Source organism: Streptomyces sp. NPDC046866 (genome assembly GCF_040704625.1).
GTDB lineage: Bacteria > Actinomycetota > Actinomycetes > Streptomycetales > Streptomycetaceae > Streptomyces.
Genome location: NZ_JBEYXN010000002.1, coordinates 445,517 through 462,507 on the forward strand (window position 1 = coordinate 445,517; position 16,991 = coordinate 462,507).

Below are 16,991 nucleotides of genomic sequence, written 5' to 3' on the forward strand. Positions count from 1 at the left end.
GGGCAGGGGAGGCCACAGGGGTGACGGGGGCCGCGGCGCCTGCCGGCGGCTCGGCTCAGGCCGTGCCGCCGGGTGCCGCAGGTGCTGCCGGGGCCGCGGCGGCGGCCGGGGCCGAAGGAGCCGCCGGCGCGGACGGGGCCGCAGGGGTCTGCGGGTCGCAGGTGACCTCGTCGCGCGGGATGTAGTGCGTGCGGTAGGTCTCCCGCTTGACCTCCCGGCCGCCCTGGACGAAGACGCGGTCGACCGCCACGTCGAAGCCCTCCAGGGGCGTCTGCACCTCGCACGCGGGACCGGAACCGGCGATCTTCGCCGGCGGCACGGTGTTCGTGCGCGGGCCCTTGACCGAGCGGATCTCGTCGTACTTCTTCGTCCCGAGCAGGGTGATGGTCACCGAGGAGTCGGTGGACTCGGCCTTGACGTAGAGGGCGTGGCCCGAGTCGTTCAGCCAGCGCAGGTCGAGGCTGCCCCAGGCCACCGTCGCCTCGCGGCCCTCGGGGTACCGCTCGATGTAGAACGAGTGCGCGCCGTGCTCGACGGGCTTGACGCCCGCGAAGAACGCGGCGTTGTACATGGTCGTCGCGACCGCCGAGACCCCGCCGCCCGGCGACTTCACGAACCGGCCGTCGTTGATCATGATGCCGTCGACGAAGCCGTTCTCCCTGGTCCGCTCGCCGACCGTCTTGTTGAAGCTCCAGGTCTCGCCCGGCAGGACGACGGAGCCGTTGATCCGCTCGACGGCGCGCCCGATGTTGGTGGTGCGGTACGGGGCGACCGGGAAGCGGACGGTGAAGGAGGAGACCTTCTCCTTGATGCCGAGGCGCCGGGCGTCGGCCGCGGTCAGCTTCGGCGGCACGGCCGTCGCCGCCAGCTCCCCGGTGCGGGCGGCGCCCGTACGGGTGAGCAGCGGCATCACCGCGTCGCCCAGGGCCTTGGCGGTGACCCGGAGCCCGCTGCGGCCGTCCTGGACGACGACCGCCCGGCCCGCCGCGTCCACCCCGAAGGTGGCGCCGCGCGAGGGGGTGGTGAGGGCGGAGATCTGCCGGGCGACCTCGGGCTCGGCCAGCAGCCCCTCGGCGTCGAGCTGCGGGACGAGCCTGCCCTGGCCGTCGGGCTTCACCGTGAGGTGGCGGCCGATCACGGCCGGGGTGAGGGTGACGGGCTTCCCGGCGAGGGTGAGGGTGACGGGGCCGGACATCGCCGGCTCGGCGAACTCCTTCAGGGCCCGCTCGGTCTCCCCGGCGTCCACGGCCGGCGGGGTGAGCTCGACCGGCACCGCCACGGGCGCGGTCTGCGGGCGCAGGTAGGCGGCCCGTACGGCGGCGGCCGCCCGGTCGGCCCGGACGGTGACGCCGGTGGTGGGGGCGACGACCCGGGCCGCGCCGTCCTCGAAGGTGATGGCGCCGTCGCGGGGTGTGCGCCCGGCGCCGGCGAGGCGCTCGGCCGCGGCCCGGTCGGTGGAGCCGTCGCTGCGGATGACGGGCTCGACCTCGCGGGGCTCGGCGGCGCCGAACAGGCGGCCGATCACGGTGAGCGGGTCGGAAGAGGTCTGTGCGGCGCGCCGTGCGGTGGCCGCGGTGTCCAGGGAGAGCCCGAAGGCGGCGGGCTCGGCCTGGGCGGTCCGGTCGTCGATCCGCAGGGCGATCGGGGCGGCGGCGGCCCGGCCGAGGGTGCGGTCGAGTGCGGCCTCGGCCTCCGTGCGGCTCATGCCGCCGAGGTCGACGCCGCGCACGGTGGTGCCGTCGGCGATGGCGTCGCCTGCCGCGGCGAGGCCGGCGAGGTAGAGGCCGCCGAAGCCGAGGACGGCGGCGCCGCCCGCGAGGGGCAGGGCCGTCCGCCAGTTCGCCCTCAGGCGGTGTACGCGTGGCATGTCTCTCCCGTGACTGGAACGGGCGCGGGGGGCGCCGGGTCACCGACCAGGATTCACCAATTCGGACCAAACGGGTCAAAAATGTGCGTGTTCTCACGTAGGAGGACCGGCCTGCGAGGGGAGCGGCGGTCCACCCGGGGAAAGAAGGTCCACTTGCCTCGGATTGGCCCTGGGCGGGGATGCCGCAGATACCACACCGTGGGATCCCTCGCTCTTTGGCTCCCATGAAAGGCACCCCGTGCGCTCCACCGTGGCCCCCGCCGTGCGCTCCTCCTCCGCCGCCCCCGGCGCCTCCGCCGTCGGCGCCTCCGCCCGCGCCGCCGGTCGCCTGCCCCGTCGGCTCGTCCAGCTCTACGCGGGCCTCGCCCTGTACGGCGCGAGCTCGGCGCTACTGGTGCGGGCGGGCCTGGGCCTGGACCCCTGGGACGTCTTCCACCAGGGGCTCGCCGAGCGGACCGGGTGGAGCATCGGCACCGTCTCGGTGGCCGTGGGCGCGCTGGTGCTGCTGCTGTGGGTGCCGATGCGGCAGCGCCCGGGGCTCGGCACCGTCTCCAACGTGTTCGCCGTCGGGCTGTCCATGGACGCCACGCTGGCGGTGGTGCCGGGGGTGCACGGCGCGGCGCCCCAGGCGGCCCTGCTCGCGGCGGGCATCGTGCTCAACGGCGCCGCCACCGGCCTGTACATCGCCGCCGCCTTCGGCCCCGGCCCGCGCGACGGCCTGATGACCGGGCTGCACCGGCGGACCGGGCGCTCGCTGCGGCTGGTGCGCACCGGGATCGAGGTGACGGTCCTCGCGGCCGGATACCTCCTCGGCGGCACCGTCGGCGTGGGCACGGTGGCGTACGCGCTGGCCATCGGCCCGCTCGCCCAGTTCTTCCTGCGGCGGTTCGCGCTGCCGCCGGCGGCCGGCCCGGTGGCCGCCGGCACGCCGTCGGCCGCGGCGTAGGCCGGTGCCGCGGCGCCGGCGGGGGCGTCGGACCCCGCCGCGGCGGCGGAGCTCAGGCGTGTCGGAAGGCCGAGCGCAGGGCGAACGCGGCGACCAGCTCCGCCGCGCCGAGCAGGACGAGCCACAGGCCGAGGAGCCTGGTCAGGGCGACGGCGGACTCGATCGGCAGGCACAGGACGACCACGCCCGCGACGACGCCGAGCAGGGCGAGGCCGAAGGTGAGGCCGCGGTGCGGGAGGTCCTTGATCACGACGGCGCGGCAGGCGCCCAGCATGCCGGAGACGAGCCACACCATGCCGACGATCAGCGCGAGGACGGTGATGGTCTGCTGTGGTCCGCGCAGGCACAGCACTCCGGCGATGACGAACACCACCCCCGCGAGGAGGGTCGGCCACCGCTCGCCGTGCTCGTGCCGGGAGAACGCCGACACGAACCGGAACAAGCCTCCCAGCAGCAGGTACAGCCCGATGAGGACGGCCAGGACGTGCAGGGTCTCGTCCGGCCAGACCAGGACGAGGATGCCCGCGGCCAGGGTGACGAGCGCCGAGCCCAGGGCCCACTTCCACGAGGCTCCCAGTACCGACAGCCCGCCGAAGGGGTCGGCCCGCACGGCTGCGCCCACGTCCTCGAAGGCACGCTCGGGAGGCGGTTGGTCGGGCGGCGGTCGGTCGAAGGGCGGTCGGTCGGCGGGTCGGTCCGGGCCCGACCCCGGCTCCGGTCGTTGCGGCATGGTCATGGCTCCTCCTCGGGGCCGGGTCGCGAAAACTGCCTGGCCCGGCACCGGTCTCAGGCCGGCACCGGGGTGAACGGGTGGAGCGAGTCATGCCCGGCGCGCACGACCCCGTAGCTGTGCTCCGGCACCTCGTTCCAGGCACCGGGAAGGTCCCCGAGGGGTTCCGACACGACGAGCCGGGTCTCCTCGGACAGCTCCCGGAGGTACGCGGCGTCGGGGTGCAGGGCCCGCAGGGAGTCCACCTTGGTGCTGTAGTAGAGCGAGCGGGCGGTTCCCCCGCTGGCGTAGCGGAAGGCCCACACCGCCGTGCCGTCCGTCACGGCGACGGTCATCTGCACGGGGTCGGCAACGCCGTGCTCGCGGCCGGTCCGTTCGACGTGGCCCACCATCCGGGCCACCGCCTGCGGCGGATCGTCCTCCAGGCCGAAGGTCATGGCGAGGAAGAACATCAGCTCCGAGTCGGTGGTGCCCTCGATGTCCAGGAAGAGCCGGGGGTCGACGGCCAGGCTCAGCTCCCTGCGCATCTGGTGGAAGCCCGCGATGGAGCCGTTGTGCATCCACATCCAGCGGCCGTACCGGAAGGGGTGGCAGTTCGTCTGCTGCACGGCCGTGCCGGTCGAGGCCCGGATGTGGGCGAAGAGCAGGGGGGACTTCACGTGCTGGGCGATCTCCCGCAGGTTGCGGTTGTTCCACGCGGGCCCGACGTCGCGCAGGATCGCCGGGGTGTCGCTGCCCGACTCCGGGGCGTACCAGCCGATGCCGAACCCGTCGCCGTTCGTCGTCTCCACGCCCATGCGCGCGTGCAGGCTCTGGTCGATCAGGGAGTGCTGGGGCCGGTAGAGGATCGTGTCGAGGAGCAGGGGCGTTCCCGAGTAGGCGAGCCACCGGCACATGGTCGATCACTCCTTTTCCGAGGTCACGGGGCTCACGGGCCGGGGCCGCCGAGCGGCGCGGGGCGTGAGCCGGCCCAGGCGTGGAGGCCTGGCGCTCCTCGAGCATCGGTGCGCGCCGCGGGCCCGTGCATCACCCGCCGGGGGTGATCCCCCGCCGCCGTGCCGCTGCCTACGCTCGGGGCGGTGTGAGGTGCCCCGGATCGTTCCGGGCCTTGCGACAGGAGGAGACGTGACCACAGAATCCAGCGACCGGCTCCACGAGCTGGGACCCATCGACTACCTGGTTGTCGAGTTCCCGGGCAGCCACCTGACCGGCGAGGGGATGCCCCTGCTGGTCGACCTGGTCGACCGCGGCATCATCCGGATCCTCGACCTCGCCTTCTTCACGAAGGACGAGGACGGCACGGTGCGCGGTCTGGAACTGGCCGACGTGACGGGTGACGGCCGGCCCGACCTCACCGTTTTCGAAGGGGCCTCCTCGGGGCTGCTCGGCGACGACGACCTCTCCGAGGCCGGGTCCCTCCTCCAGCCGGGGGATTCCGCCGCCGTGCTCCTGTACGAGAACCTGTGGGCCGCGCCGCTGGCCGCCGCCCTGCGCCGCGCCGACGCCCGGATGATCGCGAGCGGGCGCGTGCCGGTCCAGGAGGTGATCGCGGCGCTCGACGCGCTCGAGTCCTCCGACTGACTCCCTCCCCTACCCCATCCGCTCCCACCAAGGCAGGCAACCATGCCCGGACTCCTTCGCGGCGTCGCACGCACCGCCGTCGTCGCCGGGACGGCCACCGCCGTCTCCAACCGTGTCTCCCGCCGCCAGGCGGGCCGCTGGGCCCGACAGGCCGAGGAGCAGCAGCCCTACTACGCCGAGGCCCCCGCGGCGCCGCAGGCCCCGCCGCCGGCCCCCGCCGCACCGGCCGCGGTCGGCATGGACGACAAGATCGGCCAGCTCAAGGAGCTCTCCGAGCTGAAGGAGCAGGGCATCCTCACCGAGGAGGAATTCGCCGCGCAGAAGGCCCGCATCCTCAACAGCTGAGACCGCACCAGCGGGGCCACCCGGCGGAAGCGGAACGTGTGTACACCAACGACCCGTGGTACGAACGGGCTTGCCCGGAGGGCGCGGTGACCGGTCGGGCGGCCGGTATGCGGAACGAACGGCCGGAACGAAACCCTCCGGCCGTGTGAACGCCATCCTGTCGGCACGTGAACAGCTTTCGACATGTGGACGACGTGTGGCGACAAGACGATCACACTGTGTAGGTTGTCGCCGACGCCGCCGCACCCTGGGCAGGGAGCCCACTCGGGGAATTGCGACGTCAAGGATGCGACCAACATCCATGACCACAACCACTTCTGCGTTCACGGTCGAGCCCTACACTCCGCACTGCCAGGTCATCGCCGACGAAGGCGCGCACGCCGTCATCGGCATCAGCCCCGGCAACTCCTATTTCTCCGCCCAGCGCGTGCAGGACCTGGCGCTGTGGGGACTCGACAACTTCGAGCAAGTCGACCTCATCTATACGGACTTGTACGTGGCCGAGATGTACGAGGCCCTCGGCTACTCGGAGGACGACGCCCGCCGCAAGGCCGTCAAGAACCTCCGCGGAGTCCGCGCCAAGGTGACCGCCGCCGTCGCCGAGACCGACCCGACCGGCGAACGGCTGCGCGGGCGGCCGATGTCGGCGCTGCGCGACATCCCCGCGTACCGCCGCATCCACACCGACCTCACCGCACGGCTCGACACCGATCCCGCCTTCCGCGAGACCTGCAACGCGCTGGTCGACATCTTCCTGTCGTCCAAGGTGCTGGACGGGGGAACGCCGACGGCGCGCCAGCGCCAGGTGTGCATCGACTACGTGTCCGCCGAGGCCCCGCTGTTCCTCGACACCCCCGCGATCATGGGCGTGCCGTCCTCGCTGAACTGCTACCACGCGGCCCTGCCCATGGCCGACCTGCTCTACGCGCGCGGCGCCGGCCTGCGGGCTTCGCGCAACCAAGGCCACGCCATCGTGACCCCCGCCGAAGGAGACCTCCGATGACCACCGCCGAGACGATCCTCGACTTCCCCTTCACCTGGGACGGCACCCGACTGCCCACCGAGGTCCAGGAGCTGCCGCCGATCACCAAGGTCCGCACCATCGCAGGCGCCGAGGCCTGGCTGGTCTCCTCGTACGAGCTGGTCAAGCAGGTGCTGGAGGACGACCGGTTCAGCCTCAAGAACACCTCCGACCCCGGTGTGCCGCGCCAGTACGCGCTGACGATCCCGCCCGAGGTCGTCAACAACATGGGCAACATCACCGGCGCGGGCCTGCGCAAGGCCGTCATGAAGGCCATCAACCCCAAGGCCCCCGGCCTGCAGGAGTTCATGCGCTCCCACGCCGCCGAGCTCGTCGAGAAGATGCTCAGGCACGGGGCGCCCGTGGACATCCGCTCCATGTTCACCGACCCGTTCAGCGAGGCGCTGCACTGCCACATGCTGGGCATCCCGCTGGAGGACGCCGCGCTGTTGTCGGAGTCCCTGCCGATCGCGTTCATGAACTCGGCCACCGAGATACCCGCCGCCCGCCTCAACTGGGACCGGGACATCGCGTACATGAAGGACCGGCTGGACGACACCTCCGGCGGTCTGATCGGCGACCTCGCGGCGCTGCGCGGCACCCCCGGGTACGAGCACGTCTCGGACGAGATGTTCGCCACCGTCGGCGTGACCCTCTTCGGGGCCGGCGTCATCTCCACGGCGGGCTTCCTCGCCATGGCCGTGGTCACACTGCTGACGCACCCCGCCGAGCTCGACCAGCTCGCCGCGCAGCCGGAGATCATGCCGAGGGCCGTGGACGAGCTGCTGCGCATCAACCTGTCCATCGGCGACGGGCTGCCCCGGCTGGCCATGGAGGACACCGTCCTCGGCGGCCAGGAGGTCCGGGCGGGCGAGCTGATCCTCGTCCTGCCGGAGGGCGCCAACTTCGACCCGTCGGTCTTCCCGAACCCGCACGTCCTGGACTTCCACCGGGAGAACTCCTCCGCGCACTTCTCCTTCGGCGGGGGTTCGCACTACTGCCCGGCCACGGCGCTGGGCAAGAAGCACGCCGAGATCGGCCTGACCGCCGTGCTGGAGGCGATGCCGAAGCTGCGCCTCGCCGTTCCCCTGGAGCAGCTGGTGTGGCGCACCGGGTTCATGAAGCGGCTGCCGGAGCGCCTGCCCGTCATGTGGTAGCCCGCCCGGCCGCCCTGGCGCCCTCCCCCGTGGGCACCAGGGCGGGCCCCCTCGGGGGCCCGCCTCAGCCGAGCCGGAGCACCACCGGTGCTCCGGCCCCGGCCCCGGCTTCCGCCGGGCCCCGGGCGGTCCTGCCGTCCGGGGCCCGGCACTGCACCGTGTAGACGCCCGCGGTGGACACCGCGAACGAGAACCGCCCGTCGGCGCCGGTCAGGGCGGCGACGTCCGGGTAGGGCCCGGGCCCGCCGGCCAGGGCGACGGCCGCGCCCGCCACCGGATCGCCGTGCGCGTCGAGCACCACGCCGCCGAGCGTCCAGGAGGTCATGCCTTCCAGCGCAGCAGGTTGTCGTGGACGGCCTTGGTGATGCGCGTCCCCGAGTTGGTCACCGCGCCGCCGTAGGCGTGGACGGCGATGCCGTACCGGCCGCCGTTGTGGATGCGGTAGACCGCGCTGCCGCTCTGTCCGCCGAAGGTGTCGATGTCGTAGAAGACCTTCAGCGGGTTCACCGAGCTGATGCCCCGGCCGTCGTACCACTGGGTTCCCGGCGGCTGGTCGCCCGGGTAGCCGGAGATGTTGGCGGAGGTCTTGAGCAGATCGGCGTCGGGCCAGACGCCGAACCCGAACCAGCCGGTGGTGGCGCCCAGTTCGGTGGGGATGATGATGGCGCCGTAGTCGAAGTTCTCGTCGCCGGTGTCGGTCCAGCCGGTGACGGAGCGGAAGTTGGTGCTGGTGACCGAGCCGAAGGGCAGGGCCGTGCCGTTGCGGCCGGGCATCACCTGGATGCTCTTGACCCAGCCGTCCCGCCCGGGCACCCCGCTGTTCTTGATGTGCACCACGTGTCCCGCGGTGGCCAGGGTGTGCGGGCCGATGAACCAGCCGGTGCCGATCCACTGCGAGTTGTCGGCCGCGGTGATCAGGAGCGAGGCGTGCGCCCGCCACGGGTAGACGGTGGTGTCGGTGATCTGGACGCGGTCGTCGGGGCCGTGCACCGTCTCCAGTGCGTCCGGCGGTCCGAAGGACGCCTGCCCGATGTCCGGCAGTACGGCGGTCGGCGCCACCCACGTCTCCGGCGGCGCGGCGTCGAATGCGGTCCGGGTGTGGCCCGGTACCTGCTCCAGGCCGTCGGAGGTGAACGGCGTCGGTTTGCCCTGTACGCCCTCGGAAGGGCCTTCCAGGATCGGCTGCTCAGGGACGACGGTCGTGTGCTCCCCGGGCTGGTTGGAGACAGGCGTGTGCGGATTTCCGTTCGGCATGGGAACTCCCTGGGTGCGGATACGCCCCCAGGGACCATGAAAGGCTCAAGTCCCGTTGATCGCCATGCGGGGCCCGGTGTTCAGGTGCTCAGCAGGCGGTTGAAGAAGGAACGGTAGCGCTGGAGCGCCAGGCGGAGGTCCTCGGTGGCCGCCTCGCCGCCGCTGTGCCACTGCTGCTCCAGGGACTCCTTGTGGGAGGAGAAGGTGCCGGCCAGGTGCTGCATGACGGCGGCGACCAGGGCGTCGGCCGCACGGACGGCCTCCTGGGGGTCGTCGACGAAGCCGCCCTGGATCCGGGTCCACTGATCGCGGAAGTCAGCCGCCTCGGACTCCGGCATCAGCGGTTCCTCCTCGGCGGGGGTGCTGGTCTCGGCCACGGACGCGTTGCCGCCCTGCGTACCCTCGTCGGCGGCTGCGCCCTCGTCCGCGGGCGCCTCCCCGCCGACGGTGGAGCCGGCGCCCGGCAGGCCGCTGTCCTCGGGAGTGGCCTCGCCCGGGTAGGCGGGGTGGTCCGCCGAGTCCCCGATGCCGGTACCGGTGCCGGTGCCGATACCGGTGTCGGTGTCAGTGCCAGTGTCCGTGCCGGTGCCGGTGCCGGCCGTCGCGTCGTCCGAGGTCCCCGGCTCCGCCAGGTCCTTGGTCGTCAGTTCACCGGGGTCGCTGTGGATTTCGTCTCGCATGGTCCTCACTCATTCGCCACTCACTCGTCGGTTCCCGATCGGGGAGGCGTCAACAGCTCGTCGAAGAGCGCCCGGTAGTGGACCATGGCGCCGCGCAGCTCCTCGGTCGTGGCCTCTCCGCCACCGGTACGGGCCTTCACCTCGTGCGCACTGCGGAAGTGGTCGAGCGTGCGGCTGTGCTCGACCGACAGGTCGTTCACCATCTGCTCGTACCCGTCCGTCGGATAGCCGCGGTCCCGCATCAGCCGGGTCACCAGGTCGTCGGCCTGGGCGACCGCGTTCTCGGGCTCGTCCACGAAGCGTTCCTGGACCCGGCTCCACTGGTCGGCGTACTCACGCCTGAGGTCGGCCGACAGCTGCTTGATGTCCAGCTCGTCGTGCCGCTGCTGGCGGCTTCGCAGCTCGCGGTCCGCCGCGAGCGACCCTCCCGTCTCCTGCACGGTGCGCCCGTACTCGGGTCCGAACTCCCGCTGGAGGCGGCGACGGCGTGCCATCATCCACAGGCCCACGCCGAGTGCGATCAGCACGACGACGCAGGGAATGATGATGGCCAGCAGGGTTCCCGTTGACATCGCGTCCTCCAGGGCTCGCGTCCGTACTCGTGCGGCGCCTGCCCCGGCGGGCCCCCGGCAAACCCGCGCGCCGGGAGCGCCCGGAGGGGGCGGGCCTCAGGTCCGGGTCCGGTCGGAGCCCTGCAGCGCGGCCTCCAGGTCGGGGTGTACGCGGAAGACCTGGTCGGCACCGGTGAGGCGGAACATCCGGGCCACCGGGCGGGGCAGCGCGGCCAGCTCCAGCCCCCCTCCCGCCGCGCGGGCCGCCATCCGGGCCCGCAGGAGCACGTTCAGGCCCGTCGAATCGCAGAACCGGAGCCGGCCGCAGTCGATGACCAGCCGGGCCGGTCCGGCGCCCGCCAGGGCGGCGGCCAGGGCCTGCCGCAGCGGATCGGCCGTGTCGTGGTCGAGTTCCCCCGAGAGCAGGAGGACGACGGCCCCGTCCGAAGGCCGCACTTCGACGGAGAACCGTTCGGTGCCGGACGGCCCTCGAGGCCGTCCGTGCCCCGCCGGATCCGCCGGTCCCGGTCCAGAAGCCGTTGCCATGGGCACCTCCCAAGCCTGTCGTGCACCTACCCCGGCGGCTGCGGACCATTCGCTCCGCCCGCTCAGCCGGGCTGGGCACGGTTCAGGGGACGAGCAGCGTCTTGATCATCCCGTCTTCCTTGGCCTGGAAGCGGGCGTACGCCTCGGGGGCCTCCTCCAGCGGCACGGTGTGGGTGGCGAAGCCCTCGACGCCGAGCGGGTCGGCGTCGGTGAGCAGGGGCAGGATGGCGTCCGTCCAGGCGCGGACGTTGGCCTGGCCCATGCGGACCTGGATCTGCTTGTCGAACATGGTCAGCAGCGGCATCGGGTCGACGGCACCGCCGTAGACGCCGGAGACGGACAGGGTGCCGCCGCGCCGGACCAGGTCGATGGCCGCGTGCAGGGCCCCCATGCGGTCGATGCCGAGGTGCTCCATGAGCGGGCGCGCGAGGGAGTCGGGCAGCATCGCGGTGGCCTTCTGGGCCAGGGAGGCGGCGGTCGATCCGTGGGCCTCCATGCCGACGGCGTCGATGACGCCGTCGCTGCCGCGCCCGTCGGTGAGGTCGGCCACGGCCGCGGTCAGGCCGCCGTCGCCGGAGACCTCGCGCAGGTCGAGCGTGTGCACCCCGAGCGAGCGGGCCCGCTCGAGGCGGGCGTCGACCAGGTCGACGCCGATGACGAGGCCGGCGCCGCGGTGCAGGGCGATGCGGGCGGCCATCTGGCCGATGGGGCCGAGGCCGAGGACCGTCAGCGAGCCGCCGGGCGGCAGGCCGGCGTACTCCACGGCCTGCCAGGCCGTCGGCAGGACGTCGGAGAGGTACACGAAGCGTTCGTCGGGCGGGCCGCTCGGCACCTTCACGGGCAGGGTGTCGCCGAACGGCACGCGCAGGTACTCGGCCTGCCCGCCGGGGACCTGTCCATAGAGCTTGGTGTAGCCGAACAGGGCGGCGCCCTTGCCGTGCTCCCGGACCTGTGTGGTCTCGCACTGGGAGTGCAGGCCGCGGCTGCACATGAAGCAGGTGCCGCAGGAGATGTTGAAGGGGACGACGACGCGGTCGCCCGGGGAGAGGGTGCGGACCTCGGGTCCGGTCTCCTCGACGATGCCCATGGCCTCGTGGCCGAGGACGTCCCCCGGGTCGATGTAGGCGCCGAGCACGGAGTACAGGTGCAGGTCCGATCCGCAGATGCCGGTGGTCGTCACCTTGACGACGATGTCGGTGGGGTCCTGGACGGCGGGATCGGGAACGTTCTCGACCCGGACGTCTTCGCGGCCCTGCCAGGTCAGTGCGCGCATGGTGGTCGTCCTCCTCGCGGCGCGGTGCGGCGCCTGCCGGCGCACCCGCGCCGACGGCGGGGCAAGGGTGGTCGTTGCCCCTTGCGCGTGCCCGCCCTCCGCGCCGCCATGCGCCAGGGGGGCGACAACCGGCCACGGCCGGCCCATGAGGGCGGCGCGGCCGGGTACACGCCCCGCGGAACCCGGGTAGGCGCCCGGGGTCGGCACGCAACGACGGACAGGAAGGAGCGAAGCCATGGACGAGATGGAGCAGGGCGGAGCCGGAGGGGTCCCGCTGGACGACGACAGCCCGCAGAGCCGGCGCAGGCAGCCGTCGGCCGGCCGCGGCCGCACGAAGCCGGACGCCGAAGGCGACAGGGCCGTACGGGGCGAGGAGGGCGAGGCAGCGGACGCCCTGTCACCGAGCCCGCGGGCCCAGCGGGACTCCCGGCAGAAGAGCGCGCCCACCGTCGCGCCGACGGAGGGCACCGCCGGGGAGAGCGGTCACGGGGCGCGCGGGGCGGACGGGCCGAAGCGGCGCGGCGACCGGGCCTAGGCAGGCCGTACGGGCCTGAGACCCCCTTCCGGGAACGGGGCGCCCCGTCCGGGCGGGGGGCCTCAGGCCTCCTCGCGGCCGCGGAGCGGCCGCGGAGCTCAAGTCTGCGGCCGCGCGGCCGCAGGTCCTGCGGCCGCGGAGCTCAAGGTCCTGCGGCCGGGCAGCTTCAGGCCTCGCGGCCGTGGAGCCGTACGTGGACGTCCTTCTCCTGGTCGCCCGCCGCGGTTCCCACGGCGTCGATCACGAAGGCCGAGTCCAGCTCGGCCAGCACGCGGTCCACCGCCCGGTAGCCGCCCTGGGCCTCGAGGGTCACGGGGTGCGCGAGCCGGGCGGGGGTCTGCCCGGCCCGCCCGCGCGGGTCGGCGACGTCGTAGACGGACGTCCAGACCGTGGCCGCGCCCGCTGCCGCACCGCCCGATCGCGGCAGGGCCGACTTCTCCGCCGTGAAGGCCTCCCCCAGGGCCGCGAACACCGTACGGGCGTCCTCTTCGGCACAGTCGCTGACCACCACCGTCACCTCTGTGTTGCTCATCGCGGGCTCCTCTCCCAGCCTGGCGGGCTCTCTGCCCCTCCTCCAGCATCCGCCTGCCCCCGCCGCGGCGCTCCGTACCGGCCGTCCTGCGTGGGATCGCGGCGGCGGGGTAGGCGCCCGCGGCACAGGGGGAAGCCGGAGGGCGGGAGCCCGCAGCTGGAGGAGGAAGGTGAGCGCGCGTGCTGGTGTCCGCGGATGTGGTGGGTGCGCCCTGCTGGCTGAGCCTGGCGGCCCGCGACCGCAAGGCGGCCGAACGCTTCTACGGGGCCGTGCTCGGCTGGTCGTACCGGCCGTCCGGGCTGGGCCGGGCGATCACCGTGGCCGAGCACGACGGCGTGCCCGTCGCCGGCATCGCCGAGGTCGCCGCCCAGTTGGCCGTCCCGGTGGCCTGGACGGCGTACTTCGCCGTGGCCGACGCCGACGCGGCGGTCGCCCGGGTGCGCGAGCGCGGCGGCACCGTCGGGGTCGGGCCGGTCCCGTACCCGCCCCAGGGCCGGGCCGCGCTCGCCTCCGACCGGGAGGGCGCGGTGTTCGGGCTCTGGGAGGGCCAGGTGACCGCGGGCTGGAAGGTGGGCGGGGCCGGCGCCCCCGTCTGGCTGGAACTGCACACGCGGGACGCATTCGACGCCGCGCTCTTCTACGGCGAGGTGCTGGAGTGGATCGACAACGAGGCCGGCTGCTGCGAGGTGTCGTACGAGGAGGACCGGGTGGTGCTGCGCCAGGACGGCGAGGCCGTCGCCCGGCTGGACAGCGGCCCCGTCGAGGCGGGTTCGCCCCAGCCCCAGCGCCGGCCCCGCTGGCTGGTCCACTTCCGCTGCGCGGCGCTGGACCGGGCGGTCGCCGCGGCGCTGGACCACGGCGGCACCGTGGTGGAGGACACCGGCTCCCTGGAGCGGCGCGAGGTGACCCTGCAGGATCCGGACGGCGCACTGTTCACGCTCGACCAGGCACCCTCCTGAGCGCGGCTGCCCGGCGCCTTCCCGCGGGCGTACGGGCCACACCTCGGCCGGGCGGCGAACGCGGGGGCGGGGCCGCCGCGGAGCGCACGGGCGGCCGGCCGGGGGTGGTTCCGACGGTGTTCCCCCGCCGGGCCGTGCGGGCGGCGTACAGTCGCACCAGGCCGGAGTGCCCACGGCGGCGACCGGAGCCGCCCTCCGGCGGGCGGGGGACAGAAACGGGGCACCGATGGGTTCCGCCCGGACCGAAGCGCCTCCCGCCACGGTGGCCCGGCGCTTCCACGCCGACCGTGACGCCGCTTCGGCCTGCGCGTACCTCTCCACCGCCTACGGGGCCCGCATCGAACCCGCCCCCGGCGCCGAATCCGTGACGGTACGGCACATCCGGCTCGACTGCGGCACCTACCAGCTGGACGAGCTCCGGCTGGAGGGCGAGCTCACCGTCGAACCCGGCCCGGACGTCCGCGTCCTGGTCGTCCAGGTGCACCGCGGAAGCCTCGCCCTCTCCCCCGGCTGCGTCCTCGCCCCCGGCCGGCCCCTCGTCACCGTGCCCGCCGAGCGGCACCGGCTGACCGCGCGCTCGGCGGTGCTCGAGGTGACGGTGCTGGCCGTCCCGCTGCTGCGCGAGGCGGCGCCGGTCCCCGCCGGGCTCCAGCCGGTGCGCGTCCGCTTCACCGGGCCCGGGCCGCTCGACCCGCAGGCCGCCCGGCTCTGGCGGGGGAGCCGCGAGTACGTGCGGGGCGTCCTCGCCTCCGCCGGGGCGGCCCGGATCCCCCCGCTGCTCGTGGGCGAGGCCGGCCGCCTGCTGGCGGCGACCGCCCTCGCGGTCTTCCCGAACAACCTCACCGGCGCGACGCTGCCGGCCGACGGGCTCGACGCCACGCCCGACACGCTGCGCCGTGCCGTCGTCTTCATGGAGGAGAACGCCCATGCGGACATCGGGCTCGGCCACATCGCCGCGGCCGCCCACGTCACCCCGCGCGCCCTCCAGTACGCCTTCCGCCGGCACGCCGGCACCACGCCGCTGGCCTATCTGCGCCGGGTCCGCCTGGAGCGGGCCCACACGGAGCTCCTCGCCGCCGATCCGGGCGGGGGCACCACGGTGACCGCCGTCGCCGCCCGCTGGGGTTTCGGGCACACGGGCCGGTTCGCCGCCGCCTACCGGCAGGTGTACGGGGTTCCACCGAGCGTCACCCTGCACGGCTGACCCGCCCGCGCAGGCATATCCTCCGCCGTCGAGGGGAGCCGCGGGATATGAACGGATACGTACCCAGCAACCCCGACCCCGACCCGAGCCGCACGACCGGCCTCACCCCCGGCGGCAGCGTGCCCCCGGGCGAGACGCCCCCGGGCGAGGCGAGCACCGGCACCGGTGCGGGCCCCTACCGCCCGCTGAAGCGGGGCTGGGCCGGCGGCCCCCTCGTGGCCATCGTGGGTCTCGCCATCATCGTCGCCCTGTTCTTCCTCGCCTACGCCATCATCGTGGCCATGTGAACCACACGGGACGACCGCGGCGACCGCGACGACCGCGGCGCCCGGAAGGACGCGCGCACTGGACCGAGCGGGGGTGTTCCGGTGCGCGTTCCGGTGTGTTGTGCGGCACGCGCGGCCGCCGCGGCGGCTCCCTGCGGCATACGTAGGGAGTGGCGCCCGCCTGCGCCGCCCTGCCGCCGCACCCCAGGAGGGGGCCGATGGACCCAGCCGACGTCCCGGGCACCGCGCGTCCCGCCCGCCGGGACGGCCCCGGCCGCTGCTGCCGCCCCCGCGCCCCGCGGCCGGGGCGGGGCCTGCCGTACGCCCTCCTCGCGCTCGCGGCCACCGTGCTGGCTTCCGGCTGCGGGGCCCCGGCCGCGCGGACGGCCGGAGCACAGGACTCCGCCCGCGCCTTCGCCGGGGCGGTGGCCGGGGGCGACTTCCGGGCGGCCTGCGCGCTGCTGGCGCCCCGCACCCGGCAGGAGCTGGAGCAGGACGAGCAGAAGCCCTGCGCGCTCGCCCTCGCCGGCCAGGACCTCCCCCGCGCCGCGGCCCGCACCGTGCACGCGACGGAGGTGTACGGGCGGCAGGCCATGGTCCGGCTGGGGGAGGACACCCTGTTCCTGTCCGAGTTCGGCGGCGGCTGGCGGGTCGTGGCGGCGGGGTGCCGGCCCGAGGCGGACGAGCCCTACCGATGCGCCGTGAAAGGCAACTGACATGCGCTTCCTCTTCGTGGCGTGCCTGGTCGTGATCGTGGGCGGGCTCGGGTACTTCATCGCGATCGGAGCAATGCACCGGTGAACGAAGGACAGGACCGCAACCGGGGCCGTGACGGGCAGGACGGGCAGGACGGGAAGCCGGGCCGCCGCGGGGGCTTCTGGCACGACAACAGCCTCACGCTGGCCTTCGGCGCCGCCTTCCTGGTCGTCCTGGCCGGCCAGGCGCTCTCCGGGCGGGCGGAGTTCAACGAACAGCTGGCCGTGGAGGGGCTCCAGCAGATCAGCCTGCTCCAGTACCTCACGTCCTCCGACTTCGCCGTCGACGTCACCGAGAACTGGCAGTCGGAGTTCCTCCAGTTCTTCCTCTACATCTTCGGCACCGTGTGGCTGGTCCAGCGCGGATCACCGGAGTCCAAGGAGGTCCACAAGACGGGAACGGAGAGCGAACGCGAGCAGCGGATGGGCGAGCACGCCGACCCCGACTCGCCGCGCTGGGCGCGGGCGACCGACTGGCGCCTGCACCTGTACTCGCGCTCCCTGGGCCTGGTGATGGGCGCCCTGTTCGTGCTGTCCTGGCTCGCCCAGTCCATCGCGGGCCGGTCCGCCTACGACGAGCTGCAGCTGCGGCAGCTGCAGGATCCGGTGTCCTGGGGGGCGTACCTCTGGACGGCCGACTTCTGGAACCGCTCGCTGCAGAACTGGCAGTCGGAGCTGCTGGCGGTGGCCGCCATGGTCATCCTGTCGGTGTACCTGCGCCAGCGCGGCTCCCCGGAGTCCAAGCCGGTCGGCGCCCCCCACACGGCGACCGGTGTGGAGGGCTGAACG

General features: G+C 73.9%; 21 protein-coding genes. 11 read left to right on the forward strand and 10 right to left on the reverse strand.

Annotated features, from left to right (window positions below; translation table 11 throughout):
* Window positions 1-55 precede the first annotated feature (55 nt).
* Window positions 56-1,867: a VanW family protein gene (locus AB0953_RS05375; RefSeq protein ID WP_366858053.1), complete on the reverse strand. Its 1,812-nt coding sequence runs from the start codon at window positions 1,865-1,867 to the stop codon at window positions 56-58.
* A gap of 328 nt (window positions 1,868-2,195) precedes the next feature.
* Here AB0953_RS05375 and AB0953_RS05380 point away from each other — a divergent pair, with 328 nt between their 5' ends.
* Window positions 2,196-2,813 (forward strand): hypothetical protein, encoded by a 618-nt coding sequence (locus tag AB0953_RS05380; RefSeq protein ID WP_366858183.1) that lies wholly within the window; start codon window positions 2,196-2,198, stop codon window positions 2,811-2,813.
* A gap of 52 nt (window positions 2,814-2,865) precedes the next feature.
* On the opposite strand, the gene AB0953_RS05385 is transcribed toward AB0953_RS05380, so the two are convergent.
* Window positions 2,866-3,549 carry a DUF308 domain-containing protein gene (locus AB0953_RS05385; protein ID WP_366858054.1) on the reverse strand — a complete coding sequence of 228 codons (684 nt, stop codon included), beginning with the start codon at window positions 3,547-3,549 and terminating at the stop codon, window positions 2,866-2,868.
* Between the two features lie 50 nt (window positions 3,550-3,599).
* Complete coding sequence (locus AB0953_RS05390; protein WP_366858055.1) at window positions 3,600-4,439, reverse strand: class II glutamine amidotransferase; 840 nt, start codon at window positions 4,437-4,439, stop codon at window positions 3,600-3,602.
* Between the two features lie 229 nt (window positions 4,440-4,668).
* Here AB0953_RS05390 and AB0953_RS05395 point away from each other — a divergent pair, with 229 nt between their 5' ends.
* The 4 genes from AB0953_RS05395 to AB0953_RS05410 all read left to right on the forward strand — a co-directional run bounded on the left by AB0953_RS05395 (window position 4,669) and on the right by AB0953_RS05410 (window position 7,647).
* Entirely contained in the window at window positions 4,669-5,124 is a 456-nt protein-coding gene (locus tag AB0953_RS05395; RefSeq protein ID WP_366858056.1) for a DUF6325 family protein, read from the forward strand.
* A 42-nt stretch (window positions 5,125-5,166) separates the two neighbouring features.
* Window positions 5,167-5,469, forward strand: a complete 303-nt coding sequence (locus AB0953_RS05400; RefSeq protein ID WP_366858057.1) for an SHOCT domain-containing protein — start codon at window positions 5,167-5,169, stop codon at window positions 5,467-5,469.
* A 301-nt stretch (window positions 5,470-5,770) separates the two neighbouring features.
* Window positions 5,771-6,472 carry a tRNA-dependent cyclodipeptide synthase gene (locus tag AB0953_RS05405; RefSeq protein WP_366858058.1) on the forward strand — a complete coding sequence of 234 codons (702 nt, stop codon included), beginning with the start codon at window positions 5,771-5,773 and terminating at the stop codon, window positions 6,470-6,472.
* Window positions 6,469-7,647 (forward strand): cytochrome P450, encoded by a 1,179-nt coding sequence (locus AB0953_RS05410; RefSeq protein ID WP_366858060.1) that lies wholly within the window; start codon window positions 6,469-6,471, stop codon window positions 7,645-7,647. Before AB0953_RS05405 ends, AB0953_RS05410 begins: the two co-directional genes overlap by 4 nt.
* A gap of 64 nt (window positions 7,648-7,711) precedes the next feature.
* Here AB0953_RS05410 and AB0953_RS05415 read toward each other — a convergent pair whose 3' ends face one another.
* The 6 genes from AB0953_RS05415 to AB0953_RS05440 all read right to left on the reverse strand — a co-directional run bounded on the left by AB0953_RS05415 (window position 7,712) and on the right by AB0953_RS05440 (window position 11,951).
* Window positions 7,712-7,972: a carboxypeptidase regulatory-like domain-containing protein gene (locus AB0953_RS05415; RefSeq protein WP_366858061.1), complete on the reverse strand. Its 261-nt coding sequence runs from the start codon at window positions 7,970-7,972 to the stop codon at window positions 7,712-7,714.
* Window positions 7,969-8,901 carry an endopeptidase gene (locus AB0953_RS05420; protein WP_366858062.1) on the reverse strand — a complete coding sequence of 311 codons (933 nt, stop codon included), beginning with the start codon at window positions 8,899-8,901 and terminating at the stop codon, window positions 7,969-7,971. The genes AB0953_RS05415 and AB0953_RS05420 overlap by 4 nt, the downstream gene beginning before the upstream one ends.
* Window positions 8,902-8,981: 80 nt before the next feature.
* Window positions 8,982-9,581 carry a hypothetical protein gene (locus tag AB0953_RS05425; protein ID WP_366858063.1) on the reverse strand — a complete coding sequence of 200 codons (600 nt, stop codon included), beginning with the start codon at window positions 9,579-9,581 and terminating at the stop codon, window positions 8,982-8,984.
* Window positions 9,582-9,601: 20 nt separating this feature from the next.
* On the reverse strand, window positions 9,602-10,153 hold the full coding sequence (locus AB0953_RS05430; RefSeq protein WP_366858064.1) for a hypothetical protein: 552 nt from the start codon (window positions 10,151-10,153) through the stop codon (window positions 9,602-9,604).
* 96 nt (window positions 10,154-10,249) lie between these two features.
* Window positions 10,250-10,588, reverse strand: coding sequence for an STAS domain-containing protein (locus AB0953_RS05435; RefSeq protein WP_366858065.1), 339 nt, complete (start codon window positions 10,586-10,588; stop codon window positions 10,250-10,252).
* A gap of 172 nt (window positions 10,589-10,760) precedes the next feature.
* Entirely contained in the window at window positions 10,761-11,951 is a 1,191-nt protein-coding gene (locus tag AB0953_RS05440) for a zinc-dependent alcohol dehydrogenase (protein ID WP_366858066.1), read from the reverse strand.
* 235 nt (window positions 11,952-12,186) lie between these two features.
* On the opposite strand from AB0953_RS05440, the gene AB0953_RS05445 reads away from it, so the two are divergent.
* Entirely contained in the window at window positions 12,187-12,486 is a 300-nt protein-coding gene (locus tag AB0953_RS05445; protein ID WP_366858067.1) for a hypothetical protein, read from the forward strand.
* A gap of 166 nt (window positions 12,487-12,652) precedes the next feature.
* Here the strand turns inward: AB0953_RS05445 and AB0953_RS05450 are convergent, their stop codons facing one another.
* Window positions 12,653-13,018, reverse strand: a complete 366-nt coding sequence (locus AB0953_RS05450; protein ID WP_366858068.1) for a hypothetical protein — start codon at window positions 13,016-13,018, stop codon at window positions 12,653-12,655.
* Between the two features lie 179 nt (window positions 13,019-13,197).
* On the opposite strand from AB0953_RS05450, the gene AB0953_RS05455 reads away from it, so the two are divergent.
* The 5 genes from AB0953_RS05455 to AB0953_RS05475 all read left to right on the forward strand — a co-directional run bounded on the left by AB0953_RS05455 (window position 13,198) and on the right by AB0953_RS05475 (window position 16,988).
* On the forward strand, window positions 13,198-13,977 hold the full coding sequence (locus tag AB0953_RS05455; RefSeq protein ID WP_366858069.1) for a VOC family protein: 780 nt from the start codon (window positions 13,198-13,200) through the stop codon (window positions 13,975-13,977).
* A gap of 226 nt (window positions 13,978-14,203) precedes the next feature.
* Window positions 14,204-15,181: a helix-turn-helix domain-containing protein gene (locus tag AB0953_RS05460; RefSeq protein ID WP_366858070.1), complete on the forward strand. Its 978-nt coding sequence runs from the start codon at window positions 14,204-14,206 to the stop codon at window positions 15,179-15,181.
* A gap of 47 nt (window positions 15,182-15,228) precedes the next feature.
* Window positions 15,229-15,468, forward strand: a complete 240-nt coding sequence (locus AB0953_RS05465) for a DUF6480 family protein (RefSeq protein WP_366858071.1) — start codon at window positions 15,229-15,231, stop codon at window positions 15,466-15,468.
* A 197-nt stretch (window positions 15,469-15,665) separates the two neighbouring features.
* Window positions 15,666-16,163 (forward strand): hypothetical protein, encoded by a 498-nt coding sequence (locus AB0953_RS05470; protein ID WP_366858072.1) that lies wholly within the window; start codon window positions 15,666-15,668, stop codon window positions 16,161-16,163.
* Window positions 16,164-16,244: 81 nt separating this feature from the next.
* Complete coding sequence (locus AB0953_RS05475; protein WP_366858073.1) at window positions 16,245-16,988, forward strand: DUF6766 family protein; 744 nt, start codon at window positions 16,245-16,247, stop codon at window positions 16,986-16,988.
* Window positions 16,989-16,991: the final 3 nt, after the last annotated feature.